The organism is Sulfitobacter rhodophyticola, assembly GCF_041281685.2.
Lineage (GTDB): Bacteria > Pseudomonadota > Alphaproteobacteria > Rhodobacterales > Rhodobacteraceae > Sulfitobacter.
On the sequence record NZ_CP166251.2, the window covers coordinates 2,522,357 to 2,535,268 of the forward strand.

Annotated in this window: 14 protein-coding genes; 8 read left to right on the top strand and 6 right to left on the bottom strand. The window is 61.4% G+C overall.

The window, feature by feature from the left end:
• The first annotated feature begins 149 nt into the window (after positions 1-149).
• Together AB4X18_RS13360 and AB4X18_RS13365 are read left to right on the top strand one after the other, a co-directional pair.
• Complete coding sequence (locus tag AB4X18_RS13360; RefSeq protein WP_370400547.1) at positions 150-1,865, top strand: tetratricopeptide repeat protein; 1,716 nt, start codon at positions 150-152, stop codon at positions 1,863-1,865.
• Positions 1,866-1,873: 8 nt separating this feature from the next.
• Positions 1,874-2,836, top strand: coding sequence for a 4-(cytidine 5'-diphospho)-2-C-methyl-D-erythritol kinase (locus AB4X18_RS13365; protein ID WP_370400548.1), 963 nt, complete (start codon positions 1,874-1,876; stop codon positions 2,834-2,836).
• Here AB4X18_RS13365 and AB4X18_RS13370 read toward each other — a convergent pair.
• On the bottom strand, positions 2,820-3,824 hold the full coding sequence (locus tag AB4X18_RS13370) for a polyprenyl synthetase family protein (protein ID WP_432816695.1): 1,005 nt from the start codon (positions 3,822-3,824) through the stop codon (positions 2,820-2,822). The two genes, AB4X18_RS13365 and AB4X18_RS13370, sit on opposite strands and share 17 nt — an antisense overlap.
• A 50-nt stretch (positions 3,825-3,874) precedes the next feature.
• On the opposite strand from AB4X18_RS13370, the gene AB4X18_RS13375 reads away from it, so the two are divergent.
• From AB4X18_RS13375 to AB4X18_RS13385, 3 genes are all read left to right on the top strand, one after another.
• Positions 3,875-4,090, top strand: a complete 216-nt coding sequence (locus AB4X18_RS13375; protein WP_370400549.1) for a DUF2007 domain-containing protein — start codon at positions 3,875-3,877, stop codon at positions 4,088-4,090.
• Entirely contained in the window at positions 4,087-4,839 is a 753-nt protein-coding gene (locus AB4X18_RS13380) for a tRNA1(Val) (adenine(37)-N6)-methyltransferase (RefSeq protein WP_370400550.1), read from the top strand. The genes AB4X18_RS13375 and AB4X18_RS13380 overlap by 4 nt, the downstream gene beginning before the upstream one ends.
• Positions 4,840-4,948: 109 nt before the next feature.
• On the top strand, positions 4,949-5,113 hold the full coding sequence (locus tag AB4X18_RS13385) for a YdcH family protein (protein ID WP_370400551.1): 165 nt from the start codon (positions 4,949-4,951) through the stop codon (positions 5,111-5,113).
• A 12-nt stretch (positions 5,114-5,125) separates the two neighbouring features.
• On the opposite strand, the gene yddG is transcribed toward AB4X18_RS13385, so the two are convergent.
• The 5 genes from yddG to AB4X18_RS13410 form a co-directional block, all read right to left on the bottom strand.
• A complete protein-coding gene (gene yddG / locus AB4X18_RS13390; protein ID WP_370400552.1) occupies positions 5,126-5,986 on the bottom strand; it encodes an aromatic amino acid exporter YddG in 861 nt (286 codons plus the stop codon).
• Positions 5,983-6,921, bottom strand: a complete 939-nt coding sequence (gcvA, locus tag AB4X18_RS13395; RefSeq protein ID WP_370400553.1) for a transcriptional regulator GcvA — start codon at positions 6,919-6,921, stop codon at positions 5,983-5,985. Before gcvA ends, yddG begins: the two co-directional genes overlap by 4 nt.
• 450 nt (positions 6,922-7,371) lie before the next feature.
• Positions 7,372-8,094 carry an acetoacetyl-CoA reductase gene (gene phbB / locus AB4X18_RS13400; RefSeq protein WP_370402628.1) on the bottom strand — a complete coding sequence of 241 codons (723 nt, stop codon included), beginning with the start codon at positions 8,092-8,094 and terminating at the stop codon, positions 7,372-7,374.
• A 127-nt stretch (positions 8,095-8,221) separates the two neighbouring features.
• Positions 8,222-9,397, bottom strand: coding sequence for an acetyl-CoA C-acetyltransferase (locus AB4X18_RS13405; protein ID WP_370400554.1), 1,176 nt, complete (start codon positions 9,395-9,397; stop codon positions 8,222-8,224).
• Positions 9,398-9,555: 158 nt separating this feature from the next.
• Positions 9,556-10,398 (bottom strand): EAL domain-containing protein, encoded by an 843-nt coding sequence (locus tag AB4X18_RS13410; RefSeq protein WP_370400555.1) that lies wholly within the window; start codon positions 10,396-10,398, stop codon positions 9,556-9,558.
• A 103-nt stretch (positions 10,399-10,501) separates the two neighbouring features.
• On the opposite strand from AB4X18_RS13410, the gene AB4X18_RS13415 reads away from it, so the two are divergent.
• From AB4X18_RS13415 to AB4X18_RS13425, 3 genes are all read left to right on the top strand, one after another.
• Positions 10,502-11,095: a DNA-3-methyladenine glycosylase I gene (locus tag AB4X18_RS13415; RefSeq protein WP_370400556.1), complete on the top strand. Its 594-nt coding sequence runs from the start codon at positions 10,502-10,504 to the stop codon at positions 11,093-11,095.
• Positions 11,096-11,210: 115 nt separating this feature from the next.
• Positions 11,211-12,053 (top strand): fumarylacetoacetate hydrolase family protein, encoded by an 843-nt coding sequence (locus tag AB4X18_RS13420; protein ID WP_370400557.1) that lies wholly within the window; start codon positions 11,211-11,213, stop codon positions 12,051-12,053.
• A gap of 98 nt (positions 12,054-12,151) precedes the next feature.
• A complete protein-coding gene (locus tag AB4X18_RS13425) occupies positions 12,152-12,904 on the top strand; it encodes an SDR family oxidoreductase (RefSeq protein ID WP_432816696.1) in 753 nt (250 codons plus the stop codon).
• The last annotated feature ends 8 nt before the right edge of the window (positions 12,905-12,912 follow it).

The window sequence follows — 12,912 nt, forward strand, 5'->3', positions numbered from 1 at the left end:
CAGATTACGGCGCATGGGCGGGCTCTGTCCCGCCCTTTTGCATGGCGAATGTGCGTTGGTGTCACGTCCGCGTCATGGGCCGGTCTGCTGCATTGCGATTGCAGGCAAACGTGATAGCCTTTCGAAAAAGGTCATGAGGTAAATTGCGCATGTTTCGCTATATTCTAGGCACGCTGACCGCGCTTGCGGTTGTTGGCACGCTTGCCTTTCCGGTCGCCGCACAAAGCGTCGCGGGGTCCTATCTGGCGGGTCGTCAGGCGGCGCTGCGCAGCGACTTCAATGAAGCGGCCCGTTATTACGCGCAAGCGTTGGCAAAAGACCCTGGCAACAGGGAGCTGATCGAAAGTGCCGCATTGTCCTTTTTGTCCCTTGGGGAGATCGGCAAAGCCTATCCGCTGGCGCGGCAACTGGCAGAAAAGAACGCGAACAGTCAGGTCGCCCGCATTGTCATTACGGCGGCGCTCGCACGGGATGAAAACTATGCGGCCCTGCTTGCGCGCGACGATGACACCAGCGGCATCGGTCCCTGGGTTGATGGCCTGGTCAAGGCCTGGGCGCATATGGGCGAGGGGGATGTCAGCACCGCCATCGCGGCTTTCGACAGGATCAGCAAACAACCCGGCATGCGTGGCTTTGTGATGTATCACAAGGCGCTTGCGCTGGCGTCTGTCGGGGACTTCGAAGGGGCCGAGGCCATATTTGCCAGTGATGAGGCTGGCACCGTGGCCCAAACCCGTCGGGGCATCATCGCCCATGCCGAGGTGCTGGCGCAGCTTGACCGGGCCGAGGATGCCGTGACGCTGATACGCGACGCCTTCGGCGACGGCACCGATCCGGAACTTGATACGCTGATCCGCACACTGGAAAGCGGCGATGGCGTGCCTTTCGAACATGTGCGCAATGCCCGTCAGGGCATCGCGGAGGTGTTCTTTACCTTCGGTGCCGTGCTGAAATCGGAAAACGCGGGGGACTATTACGTTCTGCTTTACACCCGCGTTGCGCGCTATCTGCGCCCCAGCCATATCGACGCGCTGCTGCTGACGGCGGGGCTGCTCGAAGCGCTGGGTCAGTACGACCTTGCGATCAAGGAATATCGCGACGTGCCGGACCAGGATCCGGCCTATCACGCGGCGGAACTGGGCCGGGCGGATGCCCTGCGCCGGTCGGGCAAGGAGGATCAGGCAATCGAGGTGCTTGAACAACTGGCACGCAGCCATGGTGACCTTGCCGTGGTGCATTCCACCCTTGGCGACGTGCTGCGCCGACAGGAGAAATTCGCCGAAGCCATCGAAGCCTATGACCGCGCAATTGAACGTGCCCCGGACAGCCGCCGCGCCCGATGGGTGCTGTTCTATTCGCGCGGGATCGCACATGAACGCTCCGGCAATGACATCGCGTCAGAGGCCGATTTCCGCGCCGCCCTCAGCATCAACCCCGAACAGCCACAAGTGCTCAACTACCTCGGCTATTCGATGGTCGAACAGAAACGCAACCTGGACGAAGCGCTGGACATGATCGAACGCGCCGTCGCGGCCAGCCCTGACAGCGGCTATATCGTGGATTCGCTCGGTTGGGTCCTGTTCCGGCTGGGCCGTTACGAGGAAGCGGTCGAGCAGATGGAGCGCGCAGTGGAACTGATCCCCATCGATCCGGTGGTGAACGACCATCTGGGCGATGTCTATTGGGCCGTGGGCCGCATGCGAGAGGCCGAATTCCAGTGGCGGCGCGCATTGTCCTTCATCGATCCCGAAGAAACCGACGGCGAAGCCGATCCCGACCGCATTCGCCGCAAGCTCGACGTGGGGTTGGATCAGGTGCTTGAAGAAGAAGGCGCACCACCCCTGCGCCCCAGCCAAGATATCTGAGCACGCCGGTGAAAGACGATCTGCTTCGCGTCACGGTCTTCGCCCCGGCGAAGGTCAATCTGACGTTGCATGTCACAGGCCAGCGTGAGGATGGCTATCACACACTGGATTCGCTCATCGCCTTTGCGACGGTCGGTGACCGGCTGGAGGTGACACCGGGCAATACGCTGTCGCTGACATGCGAAGGCCCTGAGGGGCAGCATGTGCCTGCGGATATGGAAAATCTGATTATCAAGGTGGCCCGCCTGTTCGACGACATAACCGGCGCGGCGTTCGTCCTGGACAAGCAACTGCCGGTTTCATCCGGCATCGGCGGCGGGTCGGCGGATGCCGCCGCGGCGTTCCGCGCGCTGATGAGCATCCGCAATGGCGGCGCAGCCGACGATGACGACGCAGCCGCCCATGATCCGGGCCAGACGCCGTTTGCCGCGCGGGTGCTGGCGCTGGGGGCGGACATTCCCGCCTGCCTGTTGTCCGAAGTGGCGCGCATGCAGGGCGTGGGGGAGAAACTGACGGTGATCCCTGACATGAAGGGCTTCGACGCGGTGTTGGTCAACCCACGTATCGGCGTGTCCACACCTCAGGTATTCGCCGCACTTGAGAACAAGAGCAATCCTGCGATGTCGGACGCATTGCCCCGGTTCGCGGGACTGCATGATTTCGTGCTCTGGCTGACGGAACAGCGTAATGACCTGCAAGCCCCGGCGATCGAATTGGTGCCGCAAATCCGGCATGTGATCGCCGCGCTGGAACATGACAAGGATTGCCTGCTTGCGCGGATGTCCGGGTCGGGTGCGACCTGCTTCGGTGTGTTCAGTGACGGGGATGCCGCAAACGCGGCTGCCAAGCGGCTTTCACAGGCAAATCCCGACTGGTGGGTCCGCCCGGTCCGCCTTACTTCGATGGGCAAGGCCGCCCGCCCGAGGGTGCAGCGCCATTCGGACGAAAACGCGGCTAGCTTACCCGGCTGACCACATAGTCGCTCAGATCCAGCAGCATTGCCTTGAGATCGTGATCGGGCAGGGGGGCCAATGCGGCGTTGGCCTTCGCTGCCCAGGCAAGGGCATCCTCGCGCGTGGCCTCAAGCGTGCCATGCTTGCCCATCAGGGCCATGGCATGGTCCAGATCGCCCTCCTCCTGACGCCCCTTTTCGATTGTGCGTTCCCAGAAAGCGCGTTCTTCTGCGTCTGCCTTGGCGACGGCCTTGATCAGCGGCAAGGTCAGCTTGCGTTCCCTGAAATCGTCGCCGACGTTCTTGCCGATCGTGTCGGCCTGTCCCTGATAATCCAGCAGGTCGTCGACGATCTGAAAGGCGATCCCAAGGGCATCCCCGTAATCAAACAAGGCCTGCACGGTCGCATCATCCGCGCCTGCAATCACACCGCCCACTTCGGTCGCGGCCGAAAACAGTGCCGCCGTCTTGCCGCGCACCACCTGCAGGTAGATGCTTTCGTCCGTCTTGAGGTTCTGTGCGGCGGTCAGTTGCAAAACTTCGCCTTCGGCAATTGTCGCGGCCGCGTTCGACAGGATCTTCATCACCCGCATGGAACCGGGTTCGGTCATCAACTGAAAACTGCGCGCGAACAGGTAGTCACCCACCAGCACCGAGGATTGATTGTCCCACAGAAGGTTCGCCGTGGGCCGCCCGCGCCGCTGCTGGCTCTCGTCGACCACATCGTCGTGCAGAAGCGTCGCGGTGTGAATGAACTCTACCGTCGCGGCCAGATGCACGTGGTAAGGACCGTCATAGCCGCACATCCGCGCCGCCGCCAGAACCAGCATCGGCCGCAGGCGCTTGCCGCCCGCCTCCACCAGATGCGCGGTCACTTCGGGAATGCGCGGGGCATGTTCCGACGCCATGCGCGCACGGATCAACTGGCCCACTTCGGCCATGTCATCTTCAAGATAGTCGGCCAACCGGTCATGCGGTTTTGCCGGGGCGGCGTTTTTCATCAACATGACCCTATCCAAGCCTCGACAAATCGGCCCCTTGGGCGCACATAAAAGATATGAAGGAACTTCTGCGCAGCACCGACATGACGATCATCGCCTTTGCCACGGCCCTTCTTAGGGGCGAGGATATAGCCTGCTTCGAGCAGGACGTAAACATGAGCGTGCTCGAAGGTGGCATCGGCATTTTCCCCCGTCGGTTGATGGTTCATCCCGATGACCATGCCGCTGCGGTGACCGTCCTGCAAGACAATGACATCCCGCTGGGGCTGTGACCACCGATCCTGCCAAGGATTTGACATCTGACGCCTTTCTGGGCGGCAAACTGCATATTCTGCAACCCCGTGAGGGCTATCGCGCCGGTGTGGATGCGGTTTTGCTGGCGGCGGCCGTCCCGGCCACGCCGGGCCAGCGCGTGCTGGAATTGGGCTGTGGGGCGGGGGCTGCGATACTTTGTCTCGCCGCGCGGGTTCCTGATCTGAAGCTGACCGGGATCGAACGGCAACCCGCCATGGCGGATCTTGCGCGGCGCAACGGGCAGGGCGCGCTGGATGTCATCTGTGCCGATCTTGCCGACCTGCCGCTGGGCGTCCGCCAGCTGCAATTCGACCACGTGCTTGCGAACCCACCCTATTATGACCGTGCGGCCTCCGTCTCATCCGATGATCCGGGCCGTGAAGCCGCCCATGGGGAACACACGCCGCTTGCCAGGTGGGTGAAGGTGGCGGGCAAGCGCCTTGCGCCCAAGCGGCAGATGACCTTCATCCACCGTGCCGAACGCCTGCCGGACCTGATCCGGGCGCTGCCGCATGATCTTGGGTCCGTCGAAGTGTTGCCGTTGGCGGCGCGCATGGGTCGTGCAGCGGACCGGATCATCCTGCGGGCGCACAAGAACGGGCGCGGGGCGTTTCGCCTGCACGCCCCGCTGATCCTGCACGAAGGGGTGGCGCACACCCATGACGGTGACAGCTTCGTGCCGAAGATCCGGGATGTACTGCGCAACGGCGCGCCTCTGGAATTCTAGGCGCTTTAACCCCATATTAATACAACCTGAGGGTATGCTGCAGGGCAGCGTGACTTGCACGCTGTTCTGTGGTCCACTGAAGACCTGAACTTTCAAAATGGAGGAATACATGGCTCTCAACGCGCATCTGGAGACGCTGAAAAAGAAACATCAGGCAATGAGCGACGCGGTAGAACACGCGCAACGTGCCCCGGGTGTCGACGATCTTGAAGTTGCGACGATGAAAAAGGAAAAGCTGCGCTTGAAAGAGGAGATTATGCGCCTTTCCAGTTAGCCTCAGCAAGAATTAACGCACACTGGCGCGCGCCGCAGCCAAAGCGCCGCCGGTGATCAACAGCGCCGCCCATAGCAGTACCATGCTGGGGGCGGCCACTCCGGCGACGACCAGCACCAGCGTCGACAGCAGCGGCGCTGCGTAGGATGATGTTCCCAAAAGCTGGATGTCACCGCGTTTCACCCCGATATCCCACACAAAGAACGCCAGCCCCACCGGGCCAAGGCCCAGACCGATGATGGCCGCCCATCCCAGCGGCGCGACAGGCCAGACCGTATCCTCAAACATCAGATGCAGGGGCAGCGACAGCGCCGCCGTCGCAAGGCAGAACACCGCAACGCTGGCCGTCGGCGCATTCCCGATCCGCCGCGACAGCACCGAATACCCCGACCACGTCAGCGCACACAGCAGCGCCAGACCATAGCCCGGCAGGTATTGCCGCTCAAACCCCGCGCCGCCGCCGCTGATGATCAGCCCAGCGCCTGCAAATCCCATCACCGCGCCCACCACATGCCCCGCGCGCAACCGCTCCTCCGGCAGCAGGCCGGAAAACACCACGATCAACAGCGGCCAAAGATAGGCAATCAGGCCCGCCTGCGCAGGCGGGGCCAGCCGCAGTGCGGAGAAATACAGCGCGTGATAGCCAAAAAGCCCTAATGTTCCAAACACATAGACCCGCAGCGAAACCTGCCGCAGCTTTGGTAAGGCCCCCGTAACGCCCGCCCAGATCAACCCCAACGTACCGCCCATGGCAAAGCACAGCGTGTTCAGCAGAAACGGCGGGGTCGGCGCGCTGCCCACCGTGAACAGCGCCAGCAACGCCCAAAGCAGCACGGCAATGAAACCGATGGTGGTGGCGCGGGCGCGCGTCATGTGTTGGTCCTGCCCAACATCTTGAATGCATCCGCGATATGCGCGGTCTTGTTGATCTCCCGCAGGATCCATTCCTGAAACGCCGCTATTTGGGGCCGTGTCTCCGCGCCTTCGGGGCACAGGAAACGGAAACGCGCCCCGGTTTGCAACGCCTTGCCGTAAGGCGCGACCAGCCGACCTTCTGCCAGATCCTTGATCACCAGGGCGCGCCGCCCCAACGCAACGCCAATCCCGGCAAGCGCCGCATCCAGGGCGTGGTCCGCCTGCGAAAACCGTGGTCCAGAAGGCACAAGCGGTGCAATCCCCACAGCCTCGGACCAGGCGGCCCAATCCGTGGGGGGATCAAGAAAATCAATGGATTCGTCGACAATCAACACGGCCTCCCGCAGGCTCTCCGGTGTCGGAAAACGCGCCGCCATTTCGGGCAGCATCACCGGGGTCACCCATTCCAATGCCAACGGCAGTGAATAAAGCCCCGGATCCGGTCCATAGCCAAAGCGGATCGCCACGTCGATGTTGTCGCGCATGAAGTCCATCCGCCTGAGCGAGGCGGAAAAGCGCAGCTCGATCTCCGGATGTTCCTGCGCGAAATCAAACAGGCGCGGGGCCAGCCATTTGGCGGTGAACGCAGGCCCGGCTGTCACGGTCAGGGATTGATGGTCCTGCGTGCGCTGTGCTGCGCGCCAGCCATTCGTCAGAGTTTCAAAGCCAATTTGCGCATCTGGTGCCAGCGCGCGCCCCGCATCGGTCAATTCCACCGCGCGGTTCAGCCGTCGAAACAACGGCGCGCCCAGATGCTCTTCCAGCGATTTGATCTGAAAGCTCAGCGCAGCAGGGGTCACATTCAATTCATCCGCCGCCTTGGCGAAGGACATATGGCGGGCAGCGGCATCAAAGGCGCGCAGGGCGGTCAATGGGGGCAAAGACATGTTCACTTAAGTACAGCTTAACTGAAGCGTTGAAAAGTCTCGTTTGTCAGCTGTCTTTTCAGGGTCCATATATGTCTCAATTCAGAAACACTCATGCACCACCGCATCGGAGAGATACCATGATCGAAGCCACGACAAACCCCGCCGCCCGCACCGCCATGGCCAAGGCGCACACAGAGCGCAGCGAAGCACTCAGCACCGCGTGGAACTGGTTGTTCAACAGCCCACGCCGCTAATCGCCTGAAAAGGAGACCCCCGATGTTCGAAGCCACCACAAACCACATCGCCCACCAAGCCATGAAAAGAGCCCACGCAGAGCGCAGTGAAGCCCTCGTTCAAGGCTGGAGATGGCTGGTCCGCTCTGCGCGCCGCTGAAGGGTCGCGCCCTGCTTACGGTACGCAAAAGGCCGGCTCAATCGAGCCGGCCTTTGGTTTTTCGAAACATCGCGCCGCGCGTCAGACGAAGAACTGCGCCCCGTTGGCAGAAATAGTGGACCCGTTGATAAAGCCCGCATCATCCGCCACCAGGAATTTCACCGCCCGCGCGATTTCCTCCGGCTCCCCCAGACGGCCCGCAGGGATCTGCGCGATGATGCTCTCGCGCACCTTTTCGGGCACCGCCATGACCATATCCGTGCCGATGTAACCCGGGCAGATCGCGTTTGCCGTGATGTTTGCGCGTGCACCTTCCTGCGCCAGCGACTTCACGATGCCCAGATCGCCCGCCTTGGTCGCGGCATAGTTCACTTGCGCGAACTGACCCTTCTGACCGTTGATGGAGGAGATGACCACGATGCGGCCGAACTTGCGTTCACGCATGCCGGGCCAGATCGGGTGGATGGTGTTGAACACGCCCGTCAGGTTCGTGTCGATCACCTGATGCCACTGCTCCGGCGTCATCTTGTGGAAGGGGGCGTCGCGGGTGATGCCCGCATTGGCGACCACGATCTCGATCGGGCCAAGGTCTGATTCGACCTGCGCGATGCCCCCCTTGGAGCTGTCGTAATCCGCGACATTCCATTTGTAGGTCTTGATGCCGGTTTCTTTGGTGAAGGCCGCAGCGGCCTCATCATTGCCTGCATAGGTGGCAGCAACGGAATAGCCTGCTTCCTTGAGTTCTTTGGAAATGGCGGCACCGATGCCTCGGCTGCCTCCGGTAACAAGTGCGACGCGGGACATATGGGTTCTCCAGTTCATTTGACGTTTTCATTCATTACGCGTGACACAAGAGCAGCGCAACAATATTGCGTGAGGATGTGGCGGGAGGGCGCGCATCCACGGCGCACCGCTCCCAGATCAATGCCGTTCAGGGGCGCTCAAGACACATGGCAACGCCCATGCCGCCACCGATGCACAGGGTCGCCAGACCCTTTTTGGCACCGCGGCGCTGCATCTCGAACAGCAGCGTGTTCAGGATACGCGCGCCGGACGCCCCGATGGGGTGACCGATGGCGATCGCGCCGCCGTTCACGTTCACGATCTCCGGGTTCCAGCCCATGTCCTTGTTCACCGCACAAGCTTGCGCCGCAAAGGCTTCGTTCGCTTCCACCAGATCCAGATCCTCAGCCTTCCAGCCTGCCTTTTCCAGCGCCTTGCGGGAGGCATAGATCGGCCCCACACCCATGATCGACGGGTCCAGACCCGCCGTGGCGTAGGACGCGATGCGCGCCAAGGGTTCGATCCCGCGCTTTTCGGCTTCATCCGCGCTCATCAGCAGGGCACCGGCCGCACCGTCGTTCAGGCCGGAAGCGTTGGCCGCCGTCACGGAGCCGTCCTTGGTGAAGGCCGGGCGCAATTTCTGCATCGCTTCCATGGTGGCGCCGTGGCGGATGTATTCGTCCTGATCCACAACCGTGTCGCCCTTGCGGCCCTTCACGGTATAGGCGACGATCTCATCCGCGAAGCGGCCGGCCTTTTGCGCGGCTTCCGCCTTGTTTTGCGACGCAACCGCGAATTCATCCTGCTGGTCGCGGCTGATCTGCCATTTTTCCGCAACGTTTTCAGCGGTCTGACCCATGTGGTAGCCGTTGAAGGCATCCCACAGACCATCGCGGATCATCGTGTCGATGAACTGCAAGTCGCCCATCTTCTGACCGGCGCGCAGGTTTTGTGCATGGGGCGACATGGTCATGTTTTCCTGACCACCCGCCGCCACGATCGCGGCATCACCCAACTGGATATGCTGCGCACCCAGCGCCACCGCCCGCAGGCCGGAGCCGCAGACCTGGTTGATCGACCACGCCGCACTTTCCTGTGGCAGGCCTGCATTGATATGGGCCTGTCGTGCCGGGTTCTGACCCTGTGCGGCGGTCAGCACCTGACCCAGAATGGTTTCGGACACCTCGCCCGCGTCGATGCCGGCACGGGCAACCAGTTCTTTCAGAACCGCAGCCCCCAGATCATGGGCGGGAACAGATGCAAATGATCCACCGAAGCTGCCCACGGGGGTACGGGCGGCGGATGCGATAACGACGTTGGTCATGAATGGGGGTCCTCTTCCTGACTGGGCGAGGAACCTCGACGCGCAAGACCCGCTAAGGGTCAGGCGCGCGCCCCCGCCTTCTGGGGGGCGCTATACCTCATGCTGCACCTGCGAGCAACTCACCGCATGCCGTGGCGTCATGCATTCAGCGCATAGCCTCAGCCGACCTGTCGGGCACCCATGAACTGCCCCCAGCTTGGTCTGGTAGTCGGCGCGCTGAAAAAGAAGCCCTGCAGGCAATCCACCCCCAATTGGGTCGCCAGTATCGCATCGGCATGGTTTTCCACGTTCTCAGCGACCGTCACCATGTCGAACTGATGCGCCATCGACACCAGCGCGGCGGTGATGACCTGATTGTCGGGGTCATCGGCGATGCCGCGGATGAACTGCCCGTCAATCTTGAGTATGTCGAAGAAGAAATCCTTGAAATACCGGATCGCCATGTGGCCGGAGCCAAAACGGTCCATGGCAAAGCAGACGCCCCTGGGCTGATATTCCTCCATGAACTCTGTCACCAGTTCCGGCAACAGCATGGCGGACTCCTCCGATATCTCGAGGATCAGGCGTTCCCCCAACGTCGGATCGCGGTTGACCGCACGGTTCAGCACCTGCCGCCATGCCTTGAACCCGATGGACCGGGCCGACATGTTTACCGACAGCCGCAAACCGGGATAGTTCATCAGCGCGCCGGTGCCCATGCGCAGCGCCAGCGTGTCGATCCGGCGACCCAACTCCGTCTCTTCGACCACCGGCATGAAATCCTTGGCCGGGATCACCCGACCGGTGGCATCCAGCACGCGGATCAGCCCTTCGTAAAAGGCGACCTGGCGCTGATCGCTGGCGCGCATGATCGGCTGATAGGCCATCAGCGTCTGATTGTGCCGCACCGCTTCTTCGACCATGTGCAACGTGTCCTGATCACGGCCGTAAAGGGCGGCATTCAGGGGGCTGTCCCCTCCCGGCGGCAGATCGGCAAGGCGCTGCTTTCTTTCGCGGATCATATCGTGTGTCCCTTTTCGTGCAAACACGTAGCGGGTTTGCCTGAAAGGAGATAACAGATCTTTAAAGCGCGATTTTGTCGCGCATTTGAAGGATGGGGGCGGGATGCAAAGGACAGAAGGCGAAATCAGATGTGGCTGGGCCGGGCCGGAGCCGATCTATCTGGATTATCACGATACCGAATGGGGCGTGCCGGAATACGACAGCCGCGCGCTGTGGGAAAAACTGATCCTCGACGGGTTTCAGGCGGGCCTGAGCTGGATCACCATCCTCAAGAAACGTGACAATTTCCGCGCGGCCTTCGAAGGCTTCGACCCCAACGTGATCGCAAGCTGGGGGGAGCCGCAGGTGACCCGCCTGCTGCAGAACGAAGGCATCATCCGCCACCGCGGCAAGATCGAGGCGACCATCACGAACGCCCGCGCCTGGCAAAAGGTGGAACAGCGCGAAGGCTTTGACGCGTTCATGTGGAATTACGTCGGCGGCGCGCCACTACAGAACGCATGGCCGACGCTTGCGGATGTGCCTGCGAAAACCGCGTTGTCGGAACAGGTGTCGAAGGATCTCAGGAAGGAGGGCTTCAAATTCTGCGGCCCGACGATTGTCTATGCCTGGATGCAGGCCTGCGGTTTGATCAACGATCATCTGGTGGGGTGCCCGCAACGAAAGATTTGTGCGGGTATGGTGCGTCACACGTGATGCACCGCCCTGTGCGAGAAAATGCGATCTTCGGTAAAGAAGGTATCCCGCAAGAACTGGACTGAAAGCGCCGGATTCGACAGGATCGCACCGGCAACAAGTGAAAGTTGGAAATTTGAAACTTCTGCGAATTGGGCCCTCCGGGCAGGAAATTCCATGTGTCTTGGACGGGGAAGGGAACGCGCGCGATGTGTCGTCTCTTGTGCCGGATTTCGGTCCGGAAACGATAGAGGGGTTGGTTGATGTGCTTGGCGGCGCTGATCTTGCCGCCCTGCCGGTTGTTCACACCAGCGGCAAGCGCGTTGGCAGCCCCATGACGCAGCCCAGAAACATCTATTGTATCGGCCTCAACTACTCTGACCATGCAGCCGAATCCGGCATGCCGATCCCGGACGAACCGATCCTGTTCAACAAGTCGGGAAGCACGTTCTGTGGCCCGAACGATCCGATCCTTTTCAGCCCGCAGATGACCAAACTCGATTGGGAGGTTGAGCTTGGGGTGGTGATCGGCAAGACGGCGTTGAACATCTCCAAGGACGACGCGTTGGATCACGTTCTGGGATATACATTGGTCAACGATGTGTCGGAACGCGCGTGGCAACTTGAACGGTCCGGGCAATGGGCCAAAGGCAAAAGCTTTCCGCATTTCTGCCCAACCGGCCCTTGGATCGCGACGCAAGACACTTTGGCCGGCGCTGCCGAGCTACCGATGTGGCTGGATGTGAACGGGCAGCGTATGCAGACCGGGAATACCAGAACCATGATTTTCGATTGCGCCACCATCGTCAGCCACCTGAGCGAATTCCTTCGGCTTGAACCCGGTGATCTGATCTGCACCGGGACGCCGCCCGGCGTTGGCATGGGGATGAAACCGCAGGTGTGGCTGACGATCGGGGATATCGTGCGGCTCGGGATCGATGGGTTGGGTGAGCAAGAACAGACCGTTGTGGCGTTGTGAACGTATGTTCAATGGGTTCAGTATGTTGAATGCAAGCTGCCGACATGGCGGAGGATGGTTTCGGAAATCCGATGGCGGGGCCGGTGACGGGGGAGATAATGGCAGACAATCTAGGTAAGCGGCTTAAGGGGAAAACGGCCGTCGTGACGGCGGCGGGACAGGGGATCGGTCGCGCCTCTGCCGAACGGCTCAAAGCGGAAGGCGCGAACGTGTATGCGTCGGATCTGAATGTGGATCTGTTGGCGGATGCCGAAGGCATGACAACGGCGGCTTTGGACGCAACTGACCTTGGTACCGTGCAACGCTATTTCACGCAATTCGACCAGATCGATATTCTGGTGCATGCAGTTGGATATGTACATCAGGGAACAATCGAGGAATGCAGCCTCGATGACTGGAACAGGTCGCGCACCATTACGCTGGACAGCGCCTATAATGTGCTTTCGTCGGCCGTTCCAAAGATGAAAACCAAGGGCGGCAGCATTGTCACGATTGCGTCTGTGGCGAGTTCGATAAAGGGCTTTCCCAAGCGTGCAGCCTATTGCGCAGCCAAAGCCGGGGTCATCGGTCTGACCAAGGCGGTCGCGGCAGATTACGTTGCCGATGGTCTGAGGTGCAATGCCGTCTGTCCTGGCACCATCGACACCCCCAGCCTGCGGGAGCGCGTGGCGGAACTGACCGAACAGTTCGGCAGCTATGACAAGGCGTGGGAGTTTTTCATCAGCAGGCAACCCACCGGTCGATTGGGAACAGCGGACGAAGTGGCGGCGGCAGTTGCGTTTCTGGCGTCAGACGAGGCAGCCCTGTTCACGGGGCAGACGATCCACGCCGATGGCGGGATCACGGTCTGACCGGGTGC